Source organism: bacterium (assembly GCA_030697795.1).
Classification (GTDB): domain Bacteria; phylum Patescibacteriota; class Minisyncoccia; order JACQLN01; family JACQLN01; genus JACQLN01.
In genome coordinates, this window is the sequence record JAUYOV010000007.1 from 45,370 (window position 1) to 71,619 (window position 26,250).

Here is a 26,250-nt window from a genome sequence, read left to right on the forward strand (position 1 = left end):
TTTATTGAGTTTTTCTAGCTAATTTTATATAAGCCAACCCCATAACCAAGCCTAAACTCAATACTCCAATCATCCAGAATAATAACCCGCCAGTCAATTTACTCCAAAACGTGATCCTCTCTTCCTGTTTTTTGTCCAGTTCAACAAATCCCAAGTCCGAGGCTTCAACTTGGCTATAGAAACTAGCCAAATAATTTTTAGCCGGTAAATTTTCGGGCTTTTGTCTTACTAAATTTGGAACTGCCTTTGTATTTTCTAACAAAGCTGCGCCCGAAGAAGTAACAATGTTAGCCCCACCCGGGGTTAGTTCTTTTGTCCAAAAAAATCCGCTTGATGTCCGGCTGGCTGACGCGCCATAAGTAATTTTTTCAAAAACAACTTCATCTATAACTAAGCTATTGGGATATTTTAGTTTGACTGACCCGAGCGAAGTATCCAAATCAGAAATCATTTGAGAAATAACTAAATAGCCTCCTGCAGTAATGATAGAAAACGATGGCAAAATAAAACTCCTTTTTCCACTTTCCAAAATCCACCCACTAATATCTAGAGTTGATTTAGTTGGATTAAATATTTCTATCCAAGAAGGAGTTGAAGAAGCCCCGCTCACAAAAACTTCGTTAATGATTGCCTTGCCGCCAAAAACAAAAGCTCTAATTTGATCTAAGGCTATTTCAGTTCCATTAGAAATTTCTAAAGTAACCAGATAAGTCCCAGAAAATTGATAGCTATATTCTATTTCTATGCCCTCTTTTACAGAGCCGTCACCTAAATACCATTTATAAGAACTAGCGCCTTCCGATTTTGAAGCATCAAATTTTATTTTTTGATTAGTTTCAGCTATCACATCTTGCCCTGCCACAGCTTTTAGCAAAATTGCTGGAGTTGACGTGCCGGTAGAAACGCCTGAACCGCCACCGCCCGATAAAATCGGAATTGTAGTTGATTCTGTGGTTGAGGCTGGCACACTAGGACTCGAAGCAACTCCGCTATTTTGTGCTTTGGGTGTACCAATTATATTTCCGCCATTCGCATCTTTGCCGTTTTTAGTTACGCTATCATTGGTTTGCCAAGTGCCGTCGGATTTTCTTTCCAGACTGGCTTTAGAAACATTGTCCCCCGCCGGCCAGCCGGCCGAAGCGTCCAGCGAATCAACTACTGCGCTTGTGGAGTCTTTCAAAACTAAATTTTCACCACTATTATTTAAACCGCTACCCGCGAACGGCCCAAAAATATCGGCCACAATATCGCTGATACTGTTATCATCAGTGCGTTCAATTAGGTAGTAGCCGAGAGGCGCGATCGTTCCAGAAAGATTAAGAATCAAAGTGGAACCGCCAGCTTCGTACAAACCCCAGCCGGTAAGATCAATCGCGCTAGACGATGAATTATAAAGTTCAATCCACTCATCGGCGCTATTAGCTGTAGAGCCCATCCAAGCCACCTCGTTTATTAAAACAGAACCGGCCGCGTTTAACGAGGCCGGTAAAGAAAACAAAAATATGGCGATTAACATCCCAAACATAGACATCAAACGTGGAAATTTCATCTAAAAATATTTCTGATGTTTAATTGATTTCTATTTAGTCCGTCTAATTTTTCTGCGCGAATATCTAAATCTTTTACCACAGTCTCCAAAAGAGCTTGCCTAAGGCCGGTTGCGGCAGATGTCGCATCAGAAGCTATGGTCATGGTTTGCCAAGCATAAAAATAAAAAACTAATCCCACTAAAAGAGCTATTAAACTAGTTAAAATAAAAACTATTTTTAATCCATTTTTTTCTATAAATCTAGCTAAAATTATATTTTTATTCATGGTAACTGAATTTGAATATCTAAATTTGTTTTAACCTGACCCCCCACACCAGCATCACTCATACTGATACTGATTAATCGCACTAAATAAGGAGAGTTCTCTAACCGAGCAATAAAATTAACCGCCGCAGAATATGATCCGCCCAAAACTATTTTAAAATTCTGGATATTATCCCCTTCTGAAATATTAGATAAATTTATGGAATTTTCGGTATTTCTGGCCATAGCTTCTATAAACTCAATAAACTCAACAAATTTATCTTTGTCCACAAAAGAATTATCCAGTCTTTGGCCCAACACTTCTAAAACCTCCCGATCTCTACTTATTTGAAACGTGCCCGCTCTTTTAGCGGCCAAAACATTGTATTCATCATTTTTTTGTAAAAAATCTGTTTTAGCTCTTACAATCATGAACCAAAATATAAATATTAAGCCCAGCGCCACAAAAATTAGAGTGGTAACAGCCCAAAAAGATTTAGCAAAATATAATAAAGTATTTTTATCCATTATTTAAAATAAAAAGAGAAATTAAAAGACGGATTATTTTTTTGCAAATAATTAGTTAAGGGCGAATCAAGCTTTTCAAAATATTCCGACTTTTTTATCTTATCTTCCATATAAACAATATCTTCTCTCTGGCCAGCCTGACCCGCCAGTATTATTTTTTTTGAACCCGTCTCAATATTTAACGATGTTAAAGCTATAGTATGCGGCATAAGGTCTGAAACCCTAGACAAAACTGCACCTAGGTTCGTACCACTCTCTCTAAAAGATTGATACTTAGCTAATTGTAAATTTAATTTCTTTACATCGCCTTCTAAACTCCTAGCTCGATCAGCCTCGACTGTGGTAGTTTCCAAATTAATACTTTGATTTAATTCTCCTGACTGAATCTTAAGAAAAACCAAAGTGTTTAACATAAAAATCGCGCCACCAAAAAAAACAATGGCAATTATAAATACAAAAGCATGCAACTGTCTTCTTAAAAGCAGGTTATGTATATTTTCTTTTTCTTGGGGTGGTAATAAGTTTATCAATTTAGCTTTTAGCTTTTAGCTTTCTAGTAATTTCCTAGGAAGCTAAGAAGCTAGTTTTCTATCTCATTAAAATTTCTTAAAGCGAGCCCAATGGCCGACGTATAAGGCAAAGATTCTTCTAAGGATAACTTTACTTTAGAATGCGGCTTAATATTTATTCTAGAAATTGGATTAGCCAAAACAACATTAAGCCCAACCTCTTGGTTCAACCAATCGGTTATGCCCCACAAGCAAGCGCCGCCTCCGGTTAAAATTATTTTAGAAATTTTTTTGGCGCCTTCGGACAGGTAATGACTGGCGGGGTGTGTTTCAAAAAAAGTAAGGTAATTTTGTATTTGGTCTTTTAAAGATTCTAAACTGGGCCGTAAAGCTTCCAAAAGTTCCCTACCCTTCTCTTGATTCTTATCTAAACCAACCATTCTTTTCATAAATTCTGCCTCTTTTAAGTTTAGAGGAAAATGTTCGGACAAGGTTTTGCTAAACTGATTTCCGGCCACGGTATTGGAAGAAGTAAATCTTAGAATACCTTCAGAAACTATCATAAACCTGGTTTGGGTTGAACCTATATCTAACACTAAGACAGAGTCCTTGCTTTCCTCCTTAGGAAACAAAGATCTTAAAGCGGCCGCTGATTCGAGTTCTAGGGCTAAGGCCACATAGCCATTTTTCTTAAAAAATTCGGTGTATGAATCGGCAATTTTTTTGGGCACAGCTTGGACCATTATATCGTAATGCCCCGCTTCTACATTTGTATTTAAAATTTCATAACCATAATATATTTCGTCTAAAGCCACCGGCAAGTTAGATTCAACTTCAAACTTAAGAGCGTTCTCGAGCTCTTTATCTTTTAGAACTAGGGGCAATTCCACTACCCTTAAAAAAGCTTTTTCTTCGGGCAAAGACACAACTAAATATTTTGTTTTGGGAAAATTACTTTTCTCGCTGGCCACTAATGTATTTAAAACTTCCAAAAAAGACGTTTCATTTTTAATTTCGCCCTCGGCAAAAACACCTGCTGGTAAATAACCCTTCCCAAAAGCAGTTAAATCAAAAAATTCTCCGTTGCCCTTTTTTAAGCTAACAGCTTTTATAGAATTTTCAGAAATATCTAAACCGATAGATGTTGGGAAAAAATTCATAATTCGTCTACTAATTATAAGTAAATTATATCATAAATGTTGATTTTATTACTGTGTATCCTGCCATCTTTTTATTTTGGCCGAGGGGCCAGCGCCATCTATGCGCAAGGCTCCGTGGCTAAAGTATTTGTTATTGATCTGGGCGGAAAAAAGATAGTCTTTAACAGAACTTTCGGTTGTTAAAGACACCGTTACAACCGCATCATCTATATTTAAACTTTCTCCATTACCTGTATCAGCCCAAGCCGCATCACGAACCCGTTTTAAAGTATCCTCAATAGCGCCTTCCGTGGCATAAATATTCTTAAACTCTATTACGCTGGTTCTCGCTAAAAAAACACCTTTTAAAACCAAAATAGAAAAAACTGAAACCAAAGTGCCTAAAACAACCATCATAACCAAAAAAGAAAACATAGCGGCGTAACCGGAACTAGCTTTTAGTTTATAGCTTTTAGCTTTTAGAAATTCAGAATTTTTTTGTAATTTGAAAATTGTCATTTATTTAGAAATTAGATATTAGATATTAGAAATTTACTGCGTGTATCCTCCTCTAAGCATCGTAAAAGTAGTTAAAGAAAACGTTTCTGCTGGTTTGATTTTACTTTTAAAATCAAGGTAAAAGCGTACACCCTCTAGGCCAGCTCGGGGAGTTACGCGCACAAACTTAAATTTGGTTATTTCAATATTGTCCGAAGTTAACACTAGAGGCGTCTCTCCTTCGCGCTTAAACATAATTCGCCCGCCCGAAAGATACAATTCGGCTTTGCCCACCGAACCACTGCCCAGCTGAAAAGGTGAAGCTAGACTTAAAACGCCTAGATCATTAGACAAAAGAGAATCTGAAATATTAATGCTGTTAGCATTCTTAATTTCTCTAAAAAAGAATCCAAAAACTTGATAGCCAGAAGAAGCTAATTCATCTTTAATGCTAGAAGTTTTATAGTTAGCCATTGTGCCCAGCATTAAATTAGAAATAGCCACAAGCAAAACACCTAGTACGCCCACATACAAAACAACTTCTACCAAGGTGAAACCTTTTTTTTCATATTTAATATTCATAAATTTCTCCTTCGACCCCGAGTTCAGGATCGAGGGGTAAATCCTAATACCTAAATTCTAAACAATATTTAATTTTACAAACTTGGAATTTTAAAAATTGGAATTTGTTTCGGATTTCGGATTTAGTGTTTCGTGCTTGAATTAATAATTTGCCAAGTACGTTGTTAATTTTATATTTTTATCTCGGCCCCGATCATTCCAATTAACCACAGCTTCAATTTTTAAAGTATTACTATCTACCGAACCTCCAGAACTTATAATTTTGCCCGTAGTTATGTCGCGAGAAACAGAATATACGTAAAAACTTCTGGAAAATACTCCTTGAATTTTGCCGGTATCCGAGCTTTCAATAGTCCAATCTTTTTGCGATTCGGAAAAAGATAAATAATATGGCGTATTGGGAGTTAAATTGCTTAAATTATTCCAATTTTTATCTCTTAATATCCGCACCGCTTCTAAAGTTTCAACTGCAATAGCATTGGCCCGAACACTTAAACCTTCGGAGGAAACACTATTAGAAAAAGCTAAATTAAGTTGAACCAACGATGTAACGACTATGCCAATTAAACCCAGCACCACAATCGCTTCAATTAAAGTTACGCCTTTATTATTCATATTTAATTTATACCTATATTCTACTGCACTATCATTGTGCCACCGCTAGAACCCGCCGAAACCGTGCCATCAGAAAAATAAGTGACGAGAAGCCTATCATCTATATAAATTTCTAACGTTGGCCCAGAACTAGCGGGACTACGCACTATAGACATAATGGTATTAGTTGGATCTAGGTGATTAGAATACATAGTTATTCTCTGCTCTAGCCCGCCCGCATCAAAATCTCCCACGTAATGAAAAACAGTTCTACTGCCATTAAAGTGCGGTCCCATAATAAAAACTTCGGTTTGCGACGGCTCGGTTAAAAACTTAAATTTAAGCTCTGAAGTGTTTTGAATACTCCAACCTAAATTAAATTCTTGATGACCTGTATCAGCCACTTGCCCTTGGCCACCAGAGCCACCCCCGCCCGCGCTCCCGCCCGAAGTATAGGCATGATAAACTCTGCCAGAACCACTTACATAAATTGTTCTAGTGTAAGCAGGATCTTTAACGGACGATAATACAATAGTGCCCGGCGTAGTTGTACCGTTAAGATGGCTAAAAGAAATAACATCACCGCCATTATTAAGATTTATACTCGTTATTTTTGTACCCGAGGGTAAATTAATAATCTTATTGCTTGAATTATTCGCATTGTAAATTAAACCCTTAAACAAAACTAAATTTGTATCATTTAGTTTAACGCTATAGCCAGTTTCATCTTCTTTAACCAAAGAAGACAGGCGAGATTTTTCTAAAGTTAATTTTATTGTATCTGCTCCAGCAGACAATCCGCCCGAAACTCTTAGCCCGCCCAAAGAAACAGCACCGCCAGCTAGTAGGATGCTGGTAATAGCTATAACCACAAGAAGTTCTACAAGAGTAAACCCCGCACAGAAAGACAGTGAAAGTTTCTTATCCTGTTGCGTTGAAATATTGTAGAGTTTTGACCATTTCATAAATAGCTTCTAGCTTCCTAGGAAATTAGCTTTCTAGGATTTCCCCTCTAAGAGCTAATAAGCTAAAAGCTAACATTCTAATTATAGTCCTGTGCCTATCGAATAAATTGGCTGAATTATAGATAAAGCAAAAATACCCACAGCTACGCCCATAAAAATCATAATTACGGGCTCAATAACCGAAGACATACTTTTAGTGGCTATAGCCACTTCGGATTCAAAAAAACGAGCTAGTTCCTTTAAAATATCGGCGAGCGAACCTGTTTCCTCGCCTACGGCAATCATTTCAGTTACTACCGGAGGAAAAAGATCGGGATATTTACCCAATAAAAAAGATAAGTTTTTACCTTTTTCTATTTCGGCTATTGTTTCGGCTACAGCTTTTTTATAAAAATAATTTGTTAAAGAATCGCTGGTAATACGAATAGCTTCCACCAAAGGAATTCCGCCTAAAAGCAGAGAGCTTAGCGTTCTGGAAAATCTAGCGGAATTTATTTTTTTAGTTATATCGGAAAAGATGGGCGTTTTTAGTAAAAATAAATTTACCGTCTTTTTGCCAAATTTAGTTTTCCTAAAAATAAAGTAAGATGCATAACTAACAAAAGCCAAAGAAAAAATAAATAAATACCAGTAGTTACTCATAAAATTAGATAGGCTAAATATTATTTGAGTGCTTAGAGGCAACGGCACGTTAAGTTCGGTAAAAGTATTAGCTAGTTGGGGCAAAACAAATGTCATCATTACCACTCCCACGCCCAGCATGGCCAGCACTATTATAATTGGATAAACCAAAGCCCCCTGTATCTTCTTTTTTATCATATGTTCGCGGCGCAAATGTCTCATAACCAGTTTTAAGGTGCTTTCCAGCTTGCCCGAAGCCTCGCCCACTTTGGCCATACTCACAAAAAGATCGGGAAAAACGTTGGGATGACGAGAAATAGCTTGGCTAAAAGATTCACCCGAAGCTACGCGGGCGCTTATATTTTTAAGCACCTCTGAAAAATATTTATTCTTTGTTTGCCGAGACAAAGTATCTAAGGCCTTATTAAGAGAAAAGCCAGCTCGTATCATTAAGCCCAAATGGCGAGCAAAAATAACTTTTTCTTGCAAACTAACATATTTAAACAGAGATTCTAGGGAATTAAAAACGTCTTTTTTTAAAATTGAAACAGGCTCGGGCGCCGAACCCATAGCACCTTTTTCTTTGGCAAAAACTAAAAACAAACCCTCGTCTCTTAAAGCGCGAGCTAAAGCTATTTGGCTATCGGCCATTTTAACGCCTTCAATTTTTTTGCCGTCTTTAGAAATGGCTTTATACTCATACTCCATTTTTATATTATATCACGAGCGTTATTTATTGATATTACCAATTTCTTAACTTTTTCCTCAAGCAAAGAACCTGAACAATGTTTGAGCATACCAAGATAAGAAGCTAGGTTTTTTGCATCAACTTTTCTAAACATTCTCCTTTTTGTTTTAGTCCTTAAAACTCTATGATTCGGCAAAACTACATAACCCAGAAAATCTATGCCTTGAGCATACTTTCTGATAATAACCTTATTCGGATGCAAACATAAGACTAATTTGCTAACCAGAAAGTTATTTATCTTTTTGGACAATTCAATTAAATAATCCGCTTGTTCACTTAAAATGACAAAATCATCACAATAACGAATATAATACTTTTCTTTTAATTTGTGCTTAATAAACTGGTCTAATTCGTTAAGGTAAATATTGGCAAATAACTGGCTGGTTACATTGCCTAAGGGCAAGGCTTTATCTTTATCTTTTTCAAAGCTTTTGATGATTCTCTCGACTAACCACATAGCATTTTCGTCTTTGATTTTTATTTGAATCAATTTAGTTAAGATATTTTGGTCTATGGAATCAAAGAATTTTTTAATGTCGCATTTTAAAGCGAATACATTTCGGCTATTGTTTTTACTTAATTGTTTATAGAAAGTTTCTAACCTTGTTACAGCTATATGAGTTCCTTTACCAACTCTACACGAATAAGAATCATATATAAAATGTTTATCAAATATTGGATACAAAATTCTAAAGATAGCTTGATGTAAAACCCTGTCCAGAACACAGGCTTTGTGTATATGTCTTAGTTTGGGATCGGTAACATAAAAAGGAATATACTCGCTATGTTTGTATGTTTTGTTTTTTAATTCAAAATTAAGTTGAAACAAGTTGTCTTCCAAGTTAAACTCAAATTCCTGAACATCCAGCCGTTTTCTTTTGCCTTTTTTAAATTCGCGCCAAGCTAAAAATAGATTTTCTAAGGAAATAACTTTATCAAAAACATTATGGAAAACTTTCCCACTAAAGCCCCCCCGACAGCGTCAATGCGAATTTGGTTCATAGGATTACTGAATTTTATAAGCAAATCTATCTTTTATCCAGCAAGATAAGCAAAAGAGACAAATTCGGTATTTGGTTAAAGATAGAAAATTCCTGTTTAGAAACATTGTATCTAATAATCAAAGCCTCTTTTGCCCACAAATCAACCAAACTGCCTCCGCTAAATTCAGCCAGAATAGAAATAGAAGTTTTAAAAAGACTTTTAAGAATTACCCATGAACTTTTAATAATTCAAGATAAAACATACTTAAAACTAGAATCCGATTTACAGGAAATATCCAAAATGACTAATGGCTGGATCAAATATGAAACACAAAAGGAGCAGTGATGCTCCCTTTTTAGTGCGGAAACTTCTCACGAGAACGGAGACTGCTATTGGAGTTGTCGGGATTGTAGTTACTAACGTTGACCTTGCTATTGTGCCTGTTCCAGTTGACGTTCGGCACATTACCATCGGCATTACGCGAACCCGTTTTTTGCCTAATCTCATCCATTATCACCAATAACCTTTTACAAAGTTATCTGCGTCAGCCGCGAACACACGCGGATTTTTTTATGAAGCATCCGCCAAAAATAGCGAAACCTTCTCTAAAACTAGGCAAGCAGTTTCCTTTTTGTTGGCAAACCGCTATCTCACCATGGGCGAGACCGATTGTATTAGCCAAAATAATTTTATCACAAAAAGAAAACCCGCCAGCTTTGCTGGCGGGGGAAAAGGGTACAAGATAAAAATTACAAGGGAAAAATCAGGAAACTACCTCACGAGAACGGAGACTGCTATAGGAGTAGCCGGGATAATAGTAACTAACGCAGACCTTGCTATAGTGCCTGCTCCAGAAGACGAACGGCACACCCCCACCGGCAACACGCGAACCCGTACAGGACGTGGTGTTGTTCCTATCCATATGCTCTTTGGTTTCGCTCCAGTATTTGAAGCCATGTAGCTTGCGCTCCCGAAGGGTTTCGGTTTTGAGACCCTTCTCCTTGATCTGGTTAGCCGAAAGGTTTTTGAGTTCCTCATCGGCTTCCACCCGGTCGCGCACCCAGATGGCGTAATGGCCATTGTTGGAATTCCGTTCTTCCTTGTCCCAATCAATAGCCACATCCAGATTGTCGTAGTAGCGCCAGCACTTGAAGTGCTTATCGCAGACTTCGTAGATTTGGTTGAGGGTGAGGCCTTGGGCTACCACGATGAGGCGGTCAAAACCGACCTGCTTTTCGGGAATGCGAACCTGCGAGAAGTCCAGTTCCAAACTGAAAAACTTACGGTAGAAGTTCTGCCAGTCGGTGAACGGGACGATATTCGGCATCGCCGGGAAAAGACCAACGATCCCTTCGGCCTTGCCAGATTTGGCATTGGCCACTTCGGCGGCCATTTCGGGCGAGAATCCTTTCTTGCCCAAAGTTATCAGCATTTCACCGACTAGTCCATGAGAAAAATCCGAGGGCTTGTAGATACGGCTCGCGACTTCCGACATCGCACACCTCCATCTAATTAAGTTAAGAAGTACTATTCCTCCTTCGCTACGACGTTATGTCATAGCTACGGAAGGACAAGTTAGGCTCTATTTGAGCTTAATAGCATATTAACATCTTATACGGTTTTTAGTCAAGTTTGACTACACTTACACTGTTTGCTAGACTTACTTCACAAGTGCCTTCGGGCTCGCCCTGCAAAGGGCAAACAGAGAAAAACCATCAAAACATATCTTTGATGGTTTTTCTTATACTCTCAAATACTTTTTTAGTATCTACCAAGCTAAAACTCGGATAAGTAGGTTACCCCAAATATGTCTAAATTATACAGAAACAAAAGTTTTAGCTGTAGTTTTATTTAAAACCAAATCTTTCATCGTAATTTTCTCAACTCCTTTCTTACCTAATTTTTCTTTTACCCCCAAGATTTCTAAATATAATGGTTTTGATTTTGAATCCACATCTAAAAGTATCTCCGGAGCGATCTCGAGAGTCTTTTTTACTTTACCCTCTTTAAAGGTGATGCTTAAAGCATCGGCATAAGAATCATAAACTATTTTCATTTTATATCTTACTAACCCAATGTTGAGTAATTACAACGATAATTTTATTATTATTATTTACAAATATAACCTTTAAATAAAGATTGCGAAATTTTTTAAATGCAATCATTTTCCCTCCGTTAGTTGGCAAAATCTTATCAGGATTCTTAAGAGTCTTTACAACCAAACCCCTAGCTATACTTCTTTGTTTCAACTTTAAGATTGCGTGCTTGGTGAAGCTTATCATACCAACAATTTGTTGACAATTTTATTCCCTCGAAGCCCTCAAAACTTCTTCTATACTCGTAATGCCTTGAACGGCTTTTATAAAACCATCTTCTAGCATAGTTATCATACCTTCTTCTTCGGCTACTTTTTGAATATCATCTGATGTGGCCGAAGCCACAATAAGTTCTTTAATTTTTGGCGTAATATCTAAAACTTCAAAAATTCCCACCCGACCCTTATACCCATTGGGCGAATTTTCTGTTTCTTTCGGCCTATAAAAACTTATTGATTCCCATGTGTCTTTTGGCCCGATAATTTTTTCGTCTTTAAGTGTTTTTAAAACTTTATCCAAATTTATTTCTTTACCCAGCGCTTCTATTTCTTTTTTTGTAAGATTATATTTGGTCCTGCTATCCCCCGATAAACATCTAACCAACCTCTGCCCCACAATAGCTGTTAGCGTAGACGAAATAAGAAACGGCTCTACTTTCATATCTATTAAGCGCGGGATAGCGCCGGCGGCAGAATTTGTGTGCAAAGTAGAAACAACTAAATGACCAGTTAAGGAAGCGTTAATAGCGAGCGCCGCCGTTTCACTGTCGCGGATTTCCCCCACCATAATTATATCTGGATCCTGCCTAACCAAAGTGCGTAAACCCTGCGCAAAAGAAAAACCAATATCCGGTTTAACCTGTGTTTGATTAACGCGCGGTATACGATATTCTATCGGATCCTCTACTGTAGAAATATTAACTTCGGGCGTATTTAAAATATCTAAAACTGTATAAAGCGACGTGGTTTTGCCCGAACCGGTGGGACCGGTTGATAAAATTAAACCAGTTGGACGCTTAATGGCGCGATGCAAGATTTCTAGGGCCTTACCCCGATAGCCCAAACTTTCCAAAGTAAAACCTTGAGAATCTTCTTTTAAAAGACGCATCACAATTTTTTCGCCGTCATAAACCGGTAAAATAGAAACACGAAAAGAAACTTTAAAACCCTTCCCTTCTATTTTAAAACGGCCGTCTTGAGGCAACCTATGTTCGTCTAATTTTAAATTAGAGAGGACTTTGATGCGCGCCACAATACCATCGTGCACCGCTTGAGGCAGTGTCATTACATCTTTTAAAATTCCATCAATGCGATACCTCACCACTACATCTTTTTCTTCGGGTTCTATATGTATATCGGAAGCGCTTTCCAAAATAGCGTGCCGAATTAAAGTATCAACGATTTTAACCACGGGCAATTCTTCGGCCACGCGTTGTAATTCGGCGTCCGATTTTATTTTGCCATCTTTAGAAGCCAAGCCCACAACCTTAAGTACAGCGGAAGATTCACTTTTTATAATATTGTTAAATTCGTCTTCTAAACTACGCTGATACTGCCTTAAAACAGCTTCTAGCGACTGGCGTGAAGTTAACCTAGGTAAAATATTAAGACTGGCTTTTTTCTTTATAAAATCTATAGTTTGTAAATCGTTAGGATCCAGCATAGCTACCTCAAGATCAGTGCCTGTCTGGCGAAATGCCACAATATTACTGTTGCGGGCGATTGGTTCTGGAATTATTTTTAAAATTTCCGAATCAACTTTTTGTTGGGTTAGATCCACAAAAGGAATGCCTAAAACATAAGCTTTGGCTTTGGCTATCATCTCTTCGGAAACAAAATTACGACGAATTAAAACCTCATCTAACCTGCGGCCAGTTTCTTTTTGATCGGTTTCGGCTAGTTCTAAATTTTTGGCCGAAACTAAATTTGAATCAACTAAAAATCTTTTAAATTTTTCCAAGTCCAACGTCATTGTACTCTAATTATACAACATCTTTCTTAAATTGTGGCGATTTGATAGAGTAAATGCTGACGGAGAGTAGTATAGTGGGTTAAAAGCAAAAGTCTTTGCTTTTAACGGGCGGTTATATTTATATTAAGTGATGGATAAAAAACCGCCCCGGAAGTAGCCTGCTTCTTGCCCGCCTAAATTTTATCGGGGTGTCGTATACTGGCAGTACGTCTGCTTTGGGAGCAGATAGACTGGGTTCGATTCCCAGCACCCCGACTGATCAAATTTAGGCGGGTGAAGGAGCAGGTAGTCCGAGTTCGATTCTCGGCTCTCCGACCAAGTCAAACTTGGCGCAGCCTAGTATGACTTGGCGCAGCCTAGGTTGACGCAGGCCTCGTTTGACGAGGCAATAATCATGTATTACGTGTACGCGTTAAAAAGCCAGAAAGATCTAAACCTCTATATTGGATTCACAACCGATTTAAAAGAAAGAATGGAAAGACATAAAAACGGAGAGGTTTTGTCTACTAAACACAGAAGACTATTAAAATTGATTTTTTATGAAGCTTTCATAAATAAACATGATGCACTAGCGAGAGAAAAATATTTAAAAAGCGGTTATGGGAAAGAGCAGTTACAAAGCATTTTAAAAAACATACTAACATAGGCGGGTATCGTATAGTGGTAATACCACAGCTTTCCAAGCTGTTGCTAGGGGTTCGATTCCCCTTACCCGCTCTAAATGAAAATAATCCCAATTCTCATTGGGGTTATTTTTGTTTATTGAATGGATTTGGGGAATCGAAGGGTATTTTAAAAAGTGAACTGCTTCACTTTTTAAAAACCCGGGCTCCGAGGGAACTTGCGAGCCTGAAACGCAGTTTCGTGCGAGCAAGTGGAAGAGGAGGATTCCCCTTACCCGCTCAAAATTGCAACAATTTTGAGCGAGGCTCGCTCGCATTCTGCGAGGCGGCCAGCTCCAACAAAAAACCCCACTTTATAAGATGGGAGTTTTTGTTAACTTTTTACAAAGTCTACTTTACAGCTTCTTTCAAAGTCTTGCCGGCTCTAAATTTAGGGGCTTTTTTAGCCGCAATATGAATCTTTTCGCCTGTTCTTGGGTTTATACCTTCGCGAGCTTTTCTATCGGAAACTCTAAAAACTCCAAAACCAGAAATATTCACGCTATCGCCCTTAATCATGGTTTGAGTAATAACATCAAAAATGGTATCTACCATTTCTGCTGTTTCCGATTTGGCTTTGCCAGTTTTGGCAGCTACTGCTGCCACGAATTGATTTTTTGTCATTATTTTTTATTAAGTAATTACTGCGCTTTCATTCGACCTTTCCAAAAAGTCGCATCTTTACTACCTCCATGATACCCGACCTTCAGTTTTTCCGCAATAAACCTAGCTTTTTGTTGTGGATAATTTCAGTTATTAGTTTTAAGTTATTAGTTTTGGTTAATCAGTTTTTGTTTCTTAGTCTAATCAAAAACCGTGACTGCAAAACCAGAACCAAAAACTGGCTTTACTTAGCATACTCCACCGCTCTGTTTTCTCTAATAACGGTTACTTTTATTTCTCCTGGGTATTGAAGCTCGTCCTGAATCTTGCCCGCCATGTCTTTGGCCAGCTTATGCATGCCAAAATCATCAATTTTATCTGGCATAACAAACACCCTAACCTCTCGGCCCGATTGTATGGCGTAAGACTTTTCTATGCCTTCAAAACTATTGGTAATCCTTTCAATATCTTCCAAACGTTTAAGATAAATTTCTACCGAGTCTTTTCTGGCGCCGGGGCGAGCCGCCGAAATAGACTCGGCCACCTGCACAATTATACTTTCCGGAGTTTCATAGGGATATTCGCCGTGATGCGCCTGCATAGCTTTAATAACATTCTCACCCACGCTAAATTTTTGCAAAATTCTTCGGCCAATATCTACGTGCGAACCTTGAACCTCGTGGTCTATGGCTTTGCCCACATCATGGAAAAGCGTGCCCATTTTAGCCACGCGAATATTAGCACCCAGTTCTGCGGCCAACATGCCAGCTATGTGAGCTGATTCAACCGAGTGATCTAAAACATTTTGCCCAAAAGAAGTTCTAAATTTTAATCTGCCCAAGAGCTGAACCAACCTAGGATCAAGTCCGGTTAAGCCTAAGTCAAAAATTGCCGCTTCGCCCGCTTCTTTAGCTTTTTCATTTACCTTTTCGCGCGCCTGCGCTACGGCTTCTTCTATTTTGGCGGGCTGAATTCTGCCGTCTTTTATTAAACTTTCCAAAGCGGTTTTGGCAATTTGCCTGCGGACTGGATCAAAACCCGAAATCATAACGGAATCGGGAGTTTCATCTACTACAATTTCTACACCGGTTAATTTTTCTAGAGCTTTAATATTTCTGCCTTCTTTGCCAATTATTTTTCCCTTAAGTTCTTCGGAGGGTAAATTTACATATGTGGTTGTTACTTCGGAAACCACCGAACCCGCGTACCTCTGTAACGAAGAAATCAAAAGCTCTTGAGTTTTTTTCTCAAGCTCATTTTTATTTTCGTTTCCTAAGCGATGAATTTGTTTTAAAAGATCTTCGCTGTATGTTTTTTCTAACTGCTTAAAAATTTCTTCTTTCGCTTTTTCCTGATTAAAACCAGAAATTCTCTCTAGCTCCACCAATTCTTTTTTTCTTATTTCCTCTACTGTTTCTTTAGCTTTGGAAACTTGGACGCGCTCCCCCTCCAGAACTTCTATTTTTCGTTCTGTTTCTTGTATCTTTTTTTCTAAGCCTTCTTCTCTTTTTAGTAAGAGATCTTCTATCTTAGCTAATTGACTCTGACGGCGAGTTGTCTCTTCTTTAGCTTCATTTACAATCTCCCGCGCTTTGCTTTTGGCTTCATCTTCTTTTTCCTTAACTTCAGCCCTGGCTTTTTCAACCATTTTAGCCAAGCGGGCCTCCAAACTACCAGCTCTTCTTTGAGCTATCTGCTGTCGAATAAAGTAACCTATCCCCAAGCCCATGGCCGCAACCAAAACTAGCTGGGGTAATATTCCAACTTGAAACATTTTGTGTGTAAGTTATCGGATGGTTTAAAACCTGTAAAAACATTTTATAAACGTAAAATATTAATGCTTTGTGCCGCCTTTTCATGCTTTTTGGCCCAAAGTATACCTCCAACAAACTCTAAATCTTTAAATTAATACCTAGTTAAATTTAACACTTATAAGGCAAAAAAGTAAAGCCCCGTAGTAGTTGAGCTGTAATCAAACCAAGGTTTTTAATATCAAACCTGTTAGAACAAAATTAACGCTGTTTTTTTATGATAAGCGCAATTAGAGCAACAAGAATAAGTATAAGTGCGCTAAGAATATATAAATTAGTCATTATAGATGTAAAGTTAATCATAATTATTCCACAAGAGCGATACTCAAAGACCATGCGGACATAGATAATATTTAACCAAAAATAACTAAACCGATATCAAGAGCGCCATTAACCAATGGCCCTACCAAGACTATGGCAAATAGCACTTGGCCAATGTCACGAACTATCTCGGAAAGGGTTTTGAGTTTAACCAAACCAAAAGCCATAACACCTTAATTATACTAACAACCCTATCAGCGTCAAATAAAATCCCGCACCTTTTGAAAAGTGCGGGATGAGTCGCCCCGAGTTTTTTCGGAGCGGACCAGTGTCCAACATCTGGTGTTGGACAGTTTACAGATGTGTGATTTTTAGCTAGAGTATACATTATGAATGGCAAAGTAACTATAACCAAAGAAAAATACCAAGAACTCGTCGAAAAAGCCGAGAAATTTGAAGTTATTCAAAAATTGGCTTTTGATAACCAAGATTTTTTCCAAGAACCAGCTACTAAAAACATTTCCACGATCATAAAGGATATGGAAAAAACGGCTAAATACTCAAAAGCTTTCTTAAAAAGTCTTGCTTCCGGATTAAAAAAATCAGCTTATTTTTCTAAATGAAAATCTGTTCGCTTCGGAAAGATTTGATTGATTACCTTGTTAAGCGAAAACTATTAAAACGTTTTAATAAACAGAAGAAACTTTTTGAAGCCAATCCTTTTCACACAAGTTTAAACACGGAAATTTTAGAGCCAAAAAAATTAAGAATCAGTAGTTTTAGAATAACTCGCAACTGGCGGGCTATTTTTGTTTATATCGGCCAAGATACAATTGAGATAGTTGATATAAATAATCATTACAAATAAATCCCGCACCTTTTGAAAGGTGCGGGACGAGCCGCCCCGAGTTTCTCAGAGCGGATTGTTGAACCTTGGAGGTTTAATAGGGAGATTTAAAAACTGGCTTCGGGTATAATTATAGATATGAAACCAGTAGTACTAGTAATTTTAGACGGCTATGGCGTGGGCGAAAAAAGTAAGGGAAACGCTATAAGCCAAGCCAATAAGCCTAATTTAGATTTTATAGAAAAAAACTACCCATCTGTTTTGCTCCAAGCTTCGGGCGTGCCCGTAGGCCTGCCGTGGGGCGAAGCGGGCAATTCCGAAGTTGGCCATACCGCTATGGGTACGGGCCAAGTTTGGCAACAACCCCTAACCCGAATAACTTTAGCTATTCAAAATGGCAGTTTCTTCCAAAACCCTGTTTTAAAAAAAGCTGCCGATCACGCTAAAAATAATAATTCGGTTTGGCATTTAATTGGACTGGTTGGCTCGGGCTCGGTGCATTCTTATATAGATCATCTTTACGCTCTGGTGGAAATGGCCAAAAACGAGAATGTAAAAGAAATCTGGCTACACCTTTCCACCGATGGCCAAGACAGCCCACCTAAAGAATCTGCCACCTTGATTCAAAATTTAATTGAAAGGTTAAACTGGCTTGGTAAAGGAAAAATCGCAAGTTGTATCGGCAGGTTTTATAGTATGGACCGCGATAACCATTGGGATAGAATCGAAAAAGCTTATCGTTTAATAGTAGAAGATCAAGGTGAAAAAACTAAAGATTTTATCGCGTCTATAAAAAATCAATATGCTAAAAATATAAACGATAACTATATGGAGCCAATGGTTTTGGTTAACGAAAAAGACGAACCCCAAGGCACTGTCCGAGATGGCGATGTTGTTATATTTTTTAATTTTAGAGAAGACAGAGCCCGCCAACTGGCAAAAGCTATGGCGGTTTCTAGTTTTAAAGAATTCCCCCGCCCAGAACTAAAAAATATTTTTTACGCCACGCTGACTCAATATGAAAAAGACTTACCGGCTGAAGTCATATTTCCTCCGCTTGAATTAAAATATACCCTCTCGCAAATACTTTCAGAAAATGGCAAAAAGCAGTTCAAAATTGCCGAAACAGAAAAATACGCTCACGTTACTTATTTTTTTAACGGCGGGCGCGAAACAGCTTTTCCCGGCGAAGAAAGGCAACTTATAAAATCCGCGGCGGCGGTACACTTTAACGATGTGCCGGAAATGAAAGCTTTTGAAATAGCCGAGGGCTTAGCCTCTGCTATAAAATTAGGAAAATATGATTTTATACTGGGGAATTTTGCTAACGCCGATATGGTGGGCCACACTGGCGATTTACCCGCCACCATAAAAGCCGTTGGAGCGCTTGATTTGGCGGTAAAAAAAGTAATGGACGTGGTTTTAGAAGTAGATGGAACTTTAATAATAACCGCAGACCACGGCAACGCCGAACTTAAAATAAATACCTTAAGTGGCGAAATAAATACCGAGCATACCATAAACCCCGTGCCTTTTTATTTAGTTACGAATAATCTTAAAAAACCGCAGGGTGATAAGAATAAAAATCAGGTTGGTGGAATTTTGCAGGACGTCGCCGCCACAGTGCTAGACTTAATGCAGATAGCTCCACCTAACGATATGGATGGGAGAAGTCTTCTACCAACTCTCTATGAAGAATAGCAATTTTAAAAACAAACTATCTACCAAGTGGTTTGTTTTTATTTTACTGTCTTTTATTGGCCTATCTTTATATATAAATTCTCTGGCTAATCCTTTTTTTTGGGATGATAACGAATTTTTTGCCAATAATTCTTTTGTACAAAACTTTGAAATTAAGAAATTCTTTACAGAAAACGCAACCGCCGGTGGCGGCATAATTGATAATTATTGGAGACCGCTACTATTAATCTCTTTTGCGCTAGATTATAAAATATGGGGACTCCTGCCTTTTGGCTTCCACTTAACAAACATATTCCTGCACATTGCCAGTGCATTTTTTTTATTTTTAATACTTCAAAAACTTTTTAAAAATTATTATATATCGCTGGGTTCCAGTCTTATTTTTTTAATTCATCCCCTGCAAACCGAAGCTGTGACTTACACTAATAGCCGAGGGGATTCCTTGTATACGTTTTGGTTTTTGCTTTCGATTATTTTGTATTTAAAATTTAGATCTAATAGCAAATTTAAATTTTATTTATTAGCTATTTTTTCTTTCTTATTATCTTTACTATCCAAAGAACTGGCTGTTGTTTTACCCGCAATAATTTTGCTTATCGAAACAACTTTTTTAGGCGCCGAAGAATCTTTTTTAAGAAAAACTTTAAATAGCTTCAAAAAAACATATTTATTTTGGCTACTTGGAGCAATTTATGTTGCCTCAAGACTAACTTTCCTAAACTTTAAAGAATCTGTAAATTTACTTTCCGGCGAAAATACATTATTTGCTACAAACATTTTAGTTAGATTAATGACATTCTTTAAAATAGTTCTAAACTATTTTGGATTGATTTTTGCGCCATTTAATCTTCATATGGAACGGCTCATTGACCCTGTAACCACCGTGCTTGATGTACGATTTATATCAGGTTTTTTACTTGTTTTATTTTGGCTTGCTATAAGTTACCAGCTAAAAGCTAAAAGCTTGGTCTTCGGTTTTTTTTGGTTTTTTATAAATCTAGCACCAACTTCTAATATAGTCCCTATAAACGGTATGCTCTACGAACACTGGCTTTATTTAGCCCAAATAGGCATATGGATTCCACTATTAAGCCTGCTAAGCCAACTCCATAATAAAATAATTATAAGAAATATTTTAATTATTACGGGTTCTATATATTTAATATTTTTAAGCTATTTAACTATACTAAGAAACAAAGACTGGTCGGACCCAATATCTTTCTACAAAAAAACCTTAAGCTATGGCCCTTCTTTAAAAATTTATAATAACTTAGGCATGGAACTAGCCAATAAAGGCAAGCTTGAAGAAGCTGTAGAGAACTATAAAAAAGCGCTGGAAATAGACAGTTCTATCTTTATACTTAACTACAACCTCGGAAATACTCTTAGAGACTTAGGAAAAAATGAAGAAGCCAAAGAACAATATAAATTGTCTATAGAAAAAAACCCTAAATTTGTTTCTGCTTACAGCAACTTATTAAATATATTAAACCAAGAAAAAAAATATAACGAAATGCGAGAAATTTTAACAAAACTATCTAGCATTTACCCAGAAGATAAAGCAGTAAAAGAAATTATTAATTCTTTACCAAAATAAAAAGAACGGCTGTTTGCCGTTCTTTTGTCTTGTCTTACACTCTCTTGATTGGTTCGATAGTAGCATCCGAAAAATCCGACCTCTTCAAGAAATCTGCTTGGCCATAGGTCATTTTTCTAGCTAGCACCCTAAAAACAGTCCACGTATTCATATCGGTAAAGTAGAGACCATTTCTACAAAGACAATACTCAATCTCCATTCCTCCGTCCATATCATTATCTTCGTCGCCGTCCATTTTCTTATCTCCCCTTTTAAGGTTGAAAGAACTTTTTATTTTTTCCCACTGATTATCTCATCCACAATGCCGTAAGCTTTGGCCTCTTCCGCCGACATAAAGTAATCTCTGTCGGTATCTTTTTCTATATCCTTTAAGCTTTTGCCAGTGTGACGCGCTAAAATTTTATTTAATCTTTCTTTAACTTTAATTATGTGCCGAGCCGAAATTTCAATTTCTATAGCTTGACCTTCCACCCCACCCATAACTTGGTGGATCATAACTTCGCTGTTGGGCAAAGAAAGCCGTCTGCCTTTTTTGCCGGCTGCCAATAAAACTGCGCCCATAGAAGCCGCAATACCAACACAAATAGTAGAGACATCGCTTTTAATAAGTTGCATCGTGTCGTAAATGGCGAGGCCTGCCGTAACAGAACCACCTGGGCTATTTATATATAGTTTAATTTCTTTTTTAGGGTCTTGGCTTTCTAAAAACAAAAGCTGGGCAATTACGGTATTAGCCACGGCATCATTTATAGACCCGCCCAAAAACACGATCCTTTCTTTAAGCAAGCGTGAATATATATCGTAGGCCCTTTCGCCGTATGAAGTTTTTTCTATAACTGTGGGTATAAGATTCATAATTTAAATAGATTATTAGAAAATAGAGGGTAGAAATTTAGAAAAATCCATAAAATCTACCTTCTACATTCCACCTTCTAGTAGTCTAAACACTTTCTCATTGCGTATTATGTTTTTAACATACCCCCTTAGGGCTGTCAAATCAAGGTTTTGGCCGTGTGACAAAGGCGGGGCTTGGCGCATCATACTTGTTAGCTTCTCCTCTATTTCAGCATCGGCAACTTCCACATTTTCCCTTTTAGAAATTTCCTTTAAAACGAGGGCGGCTTTAACTCTTTTTTCAGCTTGAGGCTCCCAATCTTTTTTAAGCTCTTCTGGTGTTTTACTTATATGATTTAAATAGTTTTCTAAAGTTAGATTCATTTGACGCAACGAATCCGCTAGCTCTGCGGTCATTTTTTCAAATTCCATTTCTACAAGTTCTTGTGGTAATTCCGCATTAATATTTTTAACCAATTCCTCTACTATCTTGGCTCTGCGCTTTTCTTCGGCTTTAGCTGTTTTTTCCATTTTAATGCCTTCCGCAATATTTGTCTTCAAATTATCTAGAGAAGCAAATTTGCCCAAAGATTTTACAAATTCATCGGTAAGTTCGGGTAATTTTCTCTCTTGAACCAAATTAACTTTAACTTCAAAATCTATTTTTTGGCCCGCTAAATCTTTATTGTGATAATTTGTCGGCGCCGTTAAAGAAAAGTTTTTAGTTTCTCCTTCCTTTAAACCTACTATATTATCTTCAAAGCCCTCTATAAAATGTCCTTCGCCCAAAACCAAGGGATGTTGTTTTGATTCCCCGCCATCAACCATCTGTCCTTCTTTTTTAACCAAAAAATCAATTTCTACTCTATCGCCTTTTGCGGCGGCGCGGTCAACATTTAAATTTTGGGCTCTAGTTTTTTTTATATCTTCCAAAACTTCTGCAATTTCTTTCTCTTCAACCTTAACTTCTTCTAAAGCCACTATTATTTTTTTGTATTCACCCGGGTCAATAACTGGCACCACCGAAAAAACAGCGGTAAATTCAATACCGCCATCTTTAGGCAAAACTTTCGAGACTTTGGGCTCGCCCACAAAATTTATTTTCTTTTCGTTAATAACTTCTGCCAGTTTTTCGCGAACCGCCAGATCGTAAGCCATATGTTCTATTTTTTCTTGGCCTAATTCGCGAATAACCACATCACGCGGCGCAAAACCCGGCCTAAAACCTTTTATGGGGTTATGGCGAGAAAGCTCTTTAGCCGCGGCATCAAAATAATTTTCTAACTCGCTCTCGGCAAGAGTAACTGCCAATTCTAATTGAGATTTTGGGAGACTTTTAGTTTCAACTCTCATAAGAAAAATGCCTAATTACTAATATCTAATCAATTTCTAATGCTTAAATGCCTAATGTCAAAAAGATTTTTAGTTATTTGTCATTAGACATTAAGGTTTGATTAGAAATTAGAAATTGGAAATTATTTTACAAGTAATCCAACAATAAGCAGTGCTACAATATTAACTATCTTAATCATTGGGTTAATAGCAGGACCCGCCGTATCTTTGTAAGGATCGCCGACTGTGTCACCAGTAACTGCGGCTTGGTGAGCCAAAGATTTTTTACCGCCAAAATGCCCGTCTTCAATATATTTTTTAGCGTTATCCCAAGCCGCGCCGCCCGAAGTCATGGAAATTGCCATAAACAAACCAGAAATCAACGAACCGACAATTACACCGCCCAAAGCTTCCAAACCCAAAAACCAGCCCACTAAAATCGGAACAACTATCGGAATTAATGCCGGAATTATCATTCCTTTTTGAGCCGCAATAGTTACAATATCTACCGCTTTAGCATAGTCTGGTTTTACGGTTCGCTCCATAATACCGGGCATTTCTTTAAATTGACGTCGAACTTCTAAAACAACTTTAGAAGCAGCTTCGCCTACTGCGCGGATAGAAAACGAAGCAAATATGTAAGGCAACATTGCACCTAACAATAAACCAATAAGCACTGTTGGGTTAACCAACTGGAAACCAAATCTTAAACCAAATTTTTCTATTTCTGCCACATAAACCACAAACAAAGTTAAGGCCGCCAGACCCGCCGAAGCAATGGCATAACCCTTAGTTACAGCTTTGGTTGTATTGCCTACAGCATCTAAAGCGTCGGTATGTTTTCTAACTTTTTCATCTAAACCCGCCATTTCGGCAATACCGCCGGCATTGTCTGTAATAGGACCAAAAGAATCTATAGCTACAATTATTGCAGCCATTGAAAGCATGCTAGAAGCCGCAATAGCTACCCCATAAATTCCAAATAAATAGAAAGAAGCTAACACTCCAGCTGAAATAATAATAACGGGTAAGGCCGTGCTTTCCAAAGAAACAGCGAGCCCCGTAATTATATTTGTACCATGCCCAGATTGAGAAGAATGGGCAATTGATTTTACCGGCCTATATTTTTTAGAAGTATAGTAATCGGTAACTAACACCATTAAGAACGTAACCACCACACCAACCACAGCCGACCAAAATAAATTAATATTATTTTCTGTATTTATAACTTTTGGAATAGCAAACCAAAGAGCCGCCAAAGTTATAATGGCCGAAGCTAACAAGCCTTTATACAAAGCGCGCATAATAGCTTCGCCGGATAATTTTACAAACCAAGAACCTACAATACTGCCTAAAATTGCCGTAGCACCAATAACCAAAGGTAAAATTATAAAAGAGGGCGCCACAAAAGCGCCCAGCAACATTGTGCCTATCATAGTGGCTACATAAGTTTCAAAAAGATCGGCGGCCATACCAGCGCAATCCCCCACGTTATCTCCAACATTGTCGGCAATAACTGCTGGGTTTCTAGGATCATCTTCCGGAATACCAGCTTCAATTTTTCCTACTAAATCCGCGCCCACATCAGCGCCTTTAGTAAAAATACCACCACCCAAACGGGCAAAGATGGAAATTAAACTTCCGCCAAAACCTAAGCCGATAAGAGCGCTTAAATTATTAGTAATAAAATAAAATCCGGCCACAGCCAGCAAAGCCAAAGCGCACACAAAAAATCCTGTAACAGCGCCACCATTAAAGGCTAAAGAAAAAGCCTGTTTTAAACCAGTTTTGGCGGCTTCAGCCACGCGAACATTAGACCTCACCGCTACACTCATACCAATATAGCCTGCTAAAGCCGAAAGAAAACCTCCAATCAAGAAACCGATTGCTGTTGTTAAACTTAAGGCAAAATATATTCCAATCGCCAACAACACAGCGATTATAGATATTGTTTTATACTGGCGCTTTAAATAAGCGTTGGCGCCTTCGCGTATGGCTTGAGAAATATCTTTTTGTTCTGCCGGACCTTCTGGCTTTTTTAAAACCGAAACAATAAGTAAAACGCCGTAGATAATTCCTACTAAACCCGACACGATAATAAATATTTGGGATGTGGACATATTTTATTAAAATTAAATATCAAATATTAAAAACACATATAAAAATCTAAAATTTTTAATTTTTATTTGTAATTTTGCATTTTGATTTTTTATGTTTTATTTTCATCTGTAGAACTTGTCTCCTCCGAATTAACCGAGGCTTCTTCGCTTTCCAGTTCCGCCTTCGGTTTTTCTGTAACAATCGGTGCGGTGCCCTTAACATCTATTTTCCAACCCGTAAGTTCGGCCGCTAATCTAACATTTTGACCTCTTTTGCCAATAGCCAAAGAAAGTTGATCCTCACTCACATCTACCGTAGCTATATGATGCACCTCATTTAAATCAACATTTAAAACTTTGGCTGGCGAAAGCGCGTTAGCTATTAATTTAGATTCGTCGTCAGACCAAGCTACAATGTCTATATTTTCGCCACCCAACTCATTTATTACAGCGCTAACCCTAATACCTCTTTGACCAACACAGGAACCCACCGGGTCAATTCCGGGATCGCTAGAATAAACAGCCACCTTACTGCGCGAACCAGCTTCACGGGCAATAGCTTTTATTTCTACCACGCCCGAAGCGATTTCAGGAACTTCTAGTTCAAAAAGTTTAGCAATTATTTTGGGATGTTTGCGCGAAAGTATAATAGCTGGCCCGCGGTGATCCTTGTCTACCCTAACCACATAAACTCTTAAGCGTTGGCCTATACGGTATCTTTCTTGTGGAATTTGTTCTTCTGGAAACAAAGCACCTGTGGTTTTGCCAATATCCAAATATACAGCGCCTCGCTCCATTCTTTGAACAGTAGCCGAAAGAATATCGCCTTCTTTTTCTTTGAAAGTTTCGTAAATAACTTCTCTTTCAGCTTCGCGAATACGCTGAATAATAACTTGCTTGGCTGTTTGAGCCGCAATACGGCCATAATCTTCTTTGGTATCTAAGGGAATTAAAAGCTCTCCGCCCAGTTCTATAGCAGATTTAATTTTTTTGGCTTCAGCAATTAAGATATGGCGTTTGGGATTAAAGCGAAATTTTTTATCCTTTGTTTCTTCTTCCTCGTCCTCCGTAGCCTTGGCGAAGGAGGATTCACCTTCTGAAGGCCGATCTGATTTCTCGACTGACTCTCCTTTTAATTTGGCTTCTCTTTCAGCCCTTTCCGCTTCCATTTTGGCAATTTCTTCTTCCGAAAAAATCATACTTTCGTCCACAGCCAAAAGAACTTGGAAAAATTTAGCAGTTCCAGTTTTTGGATCCAACTTTACCCTTATATTCTGACCTTTCTCGCCATAATCTTTTTTATAGGCGGCCGCCATAGCCATTTCTATGGTTTCCATAACCTTGTCCTTAGAAATGCCTTTTTCTTCGGCTATTTGATCTATGGCCGAGATAAATTGTTTTAAGTCTATCATGCAAATTTTATTTAATAAATAAGGACCGCCTCAGCGGTCCTTAACAGTACTCTAACAATGTAT

At 37.9% G+C, this 26,250-nt stretch carries 29 protein-coding genes and 2 tRNA genes; 9 read left to right on the forward strand and 22 right to left on the reverse strand.

Features of this window, described 5'->3' with window-relative positions; genetic code table 11:
• Position 1: 1 nt before the first annotated feature.
• From Q8Q95_03395 to Q8Q95_03445, 11 genes are all read right to left on the reverse strand, one after another.
• Complete coding sequence (locus Q8Q95_03395; protein MDP3764639.1) at positions 2 to 1,549, reverse strand: lamin tail domain-containing protein; 1,548 nt, start codon at positions 1,547 to 1,549, stop codon at positions 2 to 4.
• The gene (locus tag Q8Q95_03400) at positions 1,546 to 1,815 is read right to left on the reverse strand and encodes a hypothetical protein (protein MDP3764640.1); all 270 of its coding nucleotides are present in this window, start codon (positions 1,813 to 1,815) and stop codon (positions 1,546 to 1,548) included. Before Q8Q95_03400 ends, Q8Q95_03395 begins: the two co-directional genes overlap by 4 nt.
• Positions 1,812 to 2,321 (reverse strand): hypothetical protein, encoded by a 510-nt coding sequence (locus Q8Q95_03405; GenBank protein ID MDP3764641.1) that lies wholly within the window; start codon positions 2,319 to 2,321, stop codon positions 1,812 to 1,814. The genes Q8Q95_03400 and Q8Q95_03405 overlap by 4 nt, the downstream gene beginning before the upstream one ends.
• Positions 2,321 to 2,851 carry a hypothetical protein gene (locus Q8Q95_03410; protein ID MDP3764642.1) on the reverse strand — a complete coding sequence of 177 codons (531 nt, stop codon included), beginning with the start codon at positions 2,849 to 2,851 and terminating at the stop codon, positions 2,321 to 2,323. Before Q8Q95_03410 ends, Q8Q95_03405 begins: the two co-directional genes overlap by 1 nt.
• Positions 2,852 to 2,901: 50 nt before the next feature.
• A complete protein-coding gene (gene pilM, locus Q8Q95_03415; GenBank protein MDP3764643.1) occupies positions 2,902 to 3,990 on the reverse strand; it encodes a type IV pilus assembly protein PilM in 1,089 nt (362 codons plus the stop codon).
• Positions 3,991 to 4,038: 48 nt separating this feature from the next.
• Positions 4,039 to 4,488, reverse strand: a complete 450-nt coding sequence (locus Q8Q95_03420; GenBank protein MDP3764644.1) for a hypothetical protein — start codon at positions 4,486 to 4,488, stop codon at positions 4,039 to 4,041.
• A gap of 33 nt (positions 4,489 to 4,521) precedes the next feature.
• The gene (locus tag Q8Q95_03425) at positions 4,522 to 5,049 is read right to left on the reverse strand and encodes a prepilin-type N-terminal cleavage/methylation domain-containing protein (protein MDP3764645.1); all 528 of its coding nucleotides are present in this window, start codon (positions 5,047 to 5,049) and stop codon (positions 4,522 to 4,524) included.
• Between the two features lie 141 nt (positions 5,050 to 5,190).
• On the reverse strand, positions 5,191 to 5,664 hold the full coding sequence (locus tag Q8Q95_03430; protein ID MDP3764646.1) for a type II secretion system protein: 474 nt from the start codon (positions 5,662 to 5,664) through the stop codon (positions 5,191 to 5,193).
• 20 nt (positions 5,665 to 5,684) lie between these two features.
• A complete protein-coding gene (locus tag Q8Q95_03435; GenBank protein ID MDP3764647.1) occupies positions 5,685 to 6,608 on the reverse strand; it encodes a prepilin-type N-terminal cleavage/methylation domain-containing protein in 924 nt (307 codons plus the stop codon).
• A gap of 81 nt (positions 6,609 to 6,689) precedes the next feature.
• On the reverse strand, positions 6,690 to 7,937 hold the full coding sequence (locus Q8Q95_03440; GenBank protein ID MDP3764648.1) for a type II secretion system F family protein: 1,248 nt from the start codon (positions 7,935 to 7,937) through the stop codon (positions 6,690 to 6,692).
• A 2-nt stretch (positions 7,938 to 7,939) separates the two neighbouring features.
• On the reverse strand, positions 7,940 to 8,818 hold the full coding sequence (locus Q8Q95_03445) for a reverse transcriptase/maturase family protein (protein MDP3764649.1): 879 nt from the start codon (positions 8,816 to 8,818) through the stop codon (positions 7,940 to 7,942).
• Positions 8,819 to 8,970: 152 nt separating this feature from the next.
• Here Q8Q95_03445 and Q8Q95_03450 point away from each other — a divergent pair, with 152 nt between their 5' ends.
• Both Q8Q95_03450 and Q8Q95_03455 read left to right on the forward strand, forming a co-directional pair.
• Positions 8,971 to 9,306, forward strand: a complete 336-nt coding sequence (locus Q8Q95_03450) for a four helix bundle protein (GenBank protein ID MDP3764650.1) — start codon at positions 8,971 to 8,973, stop codon at positions 9,304 to 9,306.
• Positions 9,307 to 9,533: 227 nt separating this feature from the next.
• Positions 9,534 to 9,707, forward strand: a complete 174-nt coding sequence (locus Q8Q95_03455; GenBank protein ID MDP3764651.1) for a hypothetical protein — start codon at positions 9,534 to 9,536, stop codon at positions 9,705 to 9,707.
• A gap of 17 nt (positions 9,708 to 9,724) precedes the next feature.
• On the opposite strand, the gene Q8Q95_03460 is transcribed toward Q8Q95_03455, so the two are convergent.
• The 3 genes from Q8Q95_03460 to Q8Q95_03470 form a co-directional block, all read right to left on the reverse strand.
• Entirely contained in the window at positions 9,725 to 10,456 is a 732-nt protein-coding gene (locus Q8Q95_03460; GenBank protein MDP3764652.1) for a hypothetical protein, read from the reverse strand.
• A gap of 321 nt (positions 10,457 to 10,777) precedes the next feature.
• Positions 10,778 to 11,017, reverse strand: a complete 240-nt coding sequence (locus tag Q8Q95_03465; GenBank protein ID MDP3764653.1) for a DUF2283 domain-containing protein — start codon at positions 11,015 to 11,017, stop codon at positions 10,778 to 10,780.
• Between the two features lie 247 nt (positions 11,018 to 11,264).
• Positions 11,265 to 13,028, reverse strand: coding sequence for an ATPase, T2SS/T4P/T4SS family (locus Q8Q95_03470; GenBank protein ID MDP3764654.1), 1,764 nt, complete (start codon positions 13,026 to 13,028; stop codon positions 11,265 to 11,267).
• 184 nt (positions 13,029 to 13,212) lie between these two features.
• Here Q8Q95_03470 and Q8Q95_03475 point away from each other — a divergent pair.
• The 3 genes from Q8Q95_03475 (at position 13,213) to Q8Q95_03485 (ending at position 13,745) form a co-directional block, all read left to right on the forward strand.
• A tRNA-Pro gene (locus tag Q8Q95_03475) sits at positions 13,213 to 13,283 on the forward strand.
• Between the two features lie 139 nt (positions 13,284 to 13,422).
• Complete coding sequence (locus Q8Q95_03480) at positions 13,423 to 13,674, forward strand: GIY-YIG nuclease family protein (protein ID MDP3764655.1); 252 nt, start codon at positions 13,423 to 13,425, stop codon at positions 13,672 to 13,674.
• Positions 13,675 to 13,745, forward strand: a tRNA-Gly gene (locus Q8Q95_03485).
• A 296-nt stretch (positions 13,746 to 14,041) separates the two neighbouring features.
• Here the strand turns inward: Q8Q95_03485 and Q8Q95_03490 are convergent.
• The 3 genes from Q8Q95_03490 to Q8Q95_03500 form a co-directional block, all read right to left on the reverse strand.
• Entirely contained in the window at positions 14,042 to 14,314 is a 273-nt protein-coding gene (locus Q8Q95_03490) for an HU family DNA-binding protein (protein ID MDP3764656.1), read from the reverse strand.
• A gap of 223 nt (positions 14,315 to 14,537) precedes the next feature.
• Positions 14,538 to 16,067 (reverse strand): ribonuclease Y, encoded by a 1,530-nt coding sequence (rny, locus tag Q8Q95_03495; protein MDP3764657.1) that lies wholly within the window; start codon positions 16,065 to 16,067, stop codon positions 14,538 to 14,540.
• 390 nt (positions 16,068 to 16,457) lie between these two features.
• Positions 16,458 to 16,592 carry a hypothetical protein gene (locus tag Q8Q95_03500; GenBank protein MDP3764658.1) on the reverse strand — a complete coding sequence of 45 codons (135 nt, stop codon included), beginning with the start codon at positions 16,590 to 16,592 and terminating at the stop codon, positions 16,458 to 16,460.
• Between the two features lie 162 nt (positions 16,593 to 16,754).
• Here Q8Q95_03500 and Q8Q95_03505 point away from each other — a divergent pair, with 162 nt between their 5' ends.
• From Q8Q95_03505 to Q8Q95_03520, 4 genes are all read left to right on the forward strand, one after another.
• Positions 16,755 to 16,988, forward strand: a complete 234-nt coding sequence (locus Q8Q95_03505; GenBank protein MDP3764659.1) for a hypothetical protein — start codon at positions 16,755 to 16,757, stop codon at positions 16,986 to 16,988.
• A complete protein-coding gene (locus tag Q8Q95_03510; protein MDP3764660.1) occupies positions 16,985 to 17,233 on the forward strand; it encodes a hypothetical protein in 249 nt (82 codons plus the stop codon). The genes Q8Q95_03505 and Q8Q95_03510 overlap by 4 nt, the downstream gene beginning before the upstream one ends.
• Before the next feature lie 117 nt (positions 17,234 to 17,350).
• Positions 17,351 to 18,913: a 2,3-bisphosphoglycerate-independent phosphoglycerate mutase gene (gene gpmI / locus Q8Q95_03515; GenBank protein MDP3764661.1), complete on the forward strand. Its 1,563-nt coding sequence runs from the start codon at positions 17,351 to 17,353 to the stop codon at positions 18,911 to 18,913.
• On the forward strand, positions 18,903 to 20,510 hold the full coding sequence (locus tag Q8Q95_03520) for a tetratricopeptide repeat protein (GenBank protein ID MDP3764662.1): 1,608 nt from the start codon (positions 18,903 to 18,905) through the stop codon (positions 20,508 to 20,510). The genes gpmI and Q8Q95_03520 overlap by 11 nt, the downstream gene beginning before the upstream one ends.
• A gap of 34 nt (positions 20,511 to 20,544) precedes the next feature.
• On the opposite strand, the gene Q8Q95_03525 is transcribed toward Q8Q95_03520, so the two are convergent.
• From Q8Q95_03525 to nusA, 5 genes are all read right to left on the reverse strand, one after another.
• Positions 20,545 to 20,745 (reverse strand): hypothetical protein, encoded by a 201-nt coding sequence (locus Q8Q95_03525; protein ID MDP3764663.1) that lies wholly within the window; start codon positions 20,743 to 20,745, stop codon positions 20,545 to 20,547.
• Positions 20,746 to 20,780: 35 nt separating this feature from the next.
• Positions 20,781 to 21,365 (reverse strand): ATP-dependent Clp endopeptidase proteolytic subunit ClpP, encoded by a 585-nt coding sequence (clpP, locus tag Q8Q95_03530; GenBank protein MDP3764664.1) that lies wholly within the window; start codon positions 21,363 to 21,365, stop codon positions 20,781 to 20,783.
• Between the two features lie 63 nt (positions 21,366 to 21,428).
• Positions 21,429 to 22,697 carry a trigger factor gene (gene tig, locus Q8Q95_03535; GenBank protein MDP3764665.1) on the reverse strand — a complete coding sequence of 423 codons (1,269 nt, stop codon included), beginning with the start codon at positions 22,695 to 22,697 and terminating at the stop codon, positions 21,429 to 21,431.
• Positions 22,698 to 22,819: 122 nt separating this feature from the next.
• Entirely contained in the window at positions 22,820 to 24,796 is a 1,977-nt protein-coding gene (locus tag Q8Q95_03540) for a sodium-translocating pyrophosphatase (protein ID MDP3764666.1), read from the reverse strand.
• 89 nt (positions 24,797 to 24,885) lie between these two features.
• Complete coding sequence (nusA, locus tag Q8Q95_03545) at positions 24,886 to 26,187, reverse strand: transcription termination factor NusA (GenBank protein MDP3764667.1); 1,302 nt, start codon at positions 26,185 to 26,187, stop codon at positions 24,886 to 24,888.
• Positions 26,188 to 26,250: the final 63 nt, after the last annotated feature.

Coding starts and splice junctions, on each gene's coding strand:
- Q8Q95_03395 (MDP3764639.1), bottom strand. CDS start 1,549: ATGAAATTTCCACGTTTGATGTCTATGTTTGGGATGTTAATCGCCATA.
- Q8Q95_03400 (MDP3764640.1), bottom strand. CDS start 1,815: ATGAATAAAAATATAATTTTAGCTAGATTTATAGAAAAAAATGGATTA.
- Q8Q95_03405 (MDP3764641.1), bottom strand. CDS start 2,321: ATGGATAAAAATACTTTATTATATTTTGCTAAATCTTTTTGGGCTGTT.
- pilM (MDP3764643.1), bottom strand. CDS start 3,990: ATGAATTTTTTCCCAACATCTATCGGTTTAGATATTTCTGAAAATTCT.
- Q8Q95_03420 (MDP3764644.1), bottom strand. CDS start 4,488: ATGACAATTTTCAAATTACAAAAAAATTCTGAATTTCTAAAAGCTAAA.
- Q8Q95_03425 (MDP3764645.1), bottom strand. CDS start 5,049: ATGAATATTAAATATGAAAAAAAAGGTTTCACCTTGGTAGAAGTTGTT.
- Q8Q95_03430 (MDP3764646.1), bottom strand. CDS start 5,664: ATGAATAATAAAGGCGTAACTTTAATTGAAGCGATTGTGGTGCTGGGT.
- Q8Q95_03435 (MDP3764647.1), bottom strand. CDS start 6,608: ATGAAATGGTCAAAACTCTACAATATTTCAACGCAACAGGATAAGAAA.
- Q8Q95_03440 (MDP3764648.1), bottom strand. CDS start 7,937: ATGGAGTATGAGTATAAAGCCATTTCTAAAGACGGCAAAAAAATTGAA.
- Q8Q95_03455 (MDP3764651.1), top strand. CDS start 9,534: ATGAAGCATCCGCCAAAAATAGCGAAACCTTCTCTAAAACTAGGCAAG.
- Q8Q95_03460 (MDP3764652.1), bottom strand. CDS start 10,456: ATGTCGGAAGTCGCGAGCCGTATCTACAAGCCCTCGGATTTTTCTCAT.
- Q8Q95_03465 (MDP3764653.1), bottom strand. CDS start 11,017: ATGAAAATAGTTTATGATTCTTATGCCGATGCTTTAAGCATCACCTTT.
- Q8Q95_03470 (MDP3764654.1), bottom strand. CDS start 13,028: ATGACGTTGGACTTGGAAAAATTTAAAAGATTTTTAGTTGATTCAAAT.
- Q8Q95_03480 (MDP3764655.1), top strand. CDS start 13,423: ATGTATTACGTGTACGCGTTAAAAAGCCAGAAAGATCTAAACCTCTAT.
- Q8Q95_03490 (MDP3764656.1), bottom strand. CDS start 14,314: ATGACAAAAAATCAATTCGTGGCAGCAGTAGCTGCCAAAACTGGCAAA.
- rny (MDP3764657.1), bottom strand. CDS start 16,067: ATGTTTCAAGTTGGAATATTACCCCAGCTAGTTTTGGTTGCGGCCATG.
- Q8Q95_03500 (MDP3764658.1), bottom strand. CDS start 16,592: ATGGCTTTTGGTTTGGTTAAACTCAAAACCCTTTCCGAGATAGTTCGT.
- Q8Q95_03505 (MDP3764659.1), top strand. CDS start 16,755: ATGAATGGCAAAGTAACTATAACCAAAGAAAAATACCAAGAACTCGTC.
- Q8Q95_03510 (MDP3764660.1), top strand. CDS start 16,985: ATGAAAATCTGTTCGCTTCGGAAAGATTTGATTGATTACCTTGTTAAG.
- gpmI (MDP3764661.1), top strand. CDS start 17,351: ATGAAACCAGTAGTACTAGTAATTTTAGACGGCTATGGCGTGGGCGAA.
- Q8Q95_03520 (MDP3764662.1), top strand. CDS start 18,903: ATGAAGAATAGCAATTTTAAAAACAAACTATCTACCAAGTGGTTTGTT.
- Q8Q95_03525 (MDP3764663.1), bottom strand. CDS start 20,745: ATGGACGGCGACGAAGATAATGATATGGACGGAGGAATGGAGATTGAG.
- clpP (MDP3764664.1), bottom strand. CDS start 21,365: ATGAATCTTATACCCACAGTTATAGAAAAAACTTCATACGGCGAAAGG.
- tig (MDP3764665.1), bottom strand. CDS start 22,697: ATGAGAGTTGAAACTAAAAGTCTCCCAAAATCTCAATTAGAATTGGCA.
- Q8Q95_03540 (MDP3764666.1), bottom strand. CDS start 24,796: ATGTCCACATCCCAAATATTTATTATCGTGTCGGGTTTAGTAGGAATT.
- nusA (MDP3764667.1), bottom strand. CDS start 26,187: ATGATAGACTTAAAACAATTTATCTCGGCCATAGATCAAATAGCCGAA.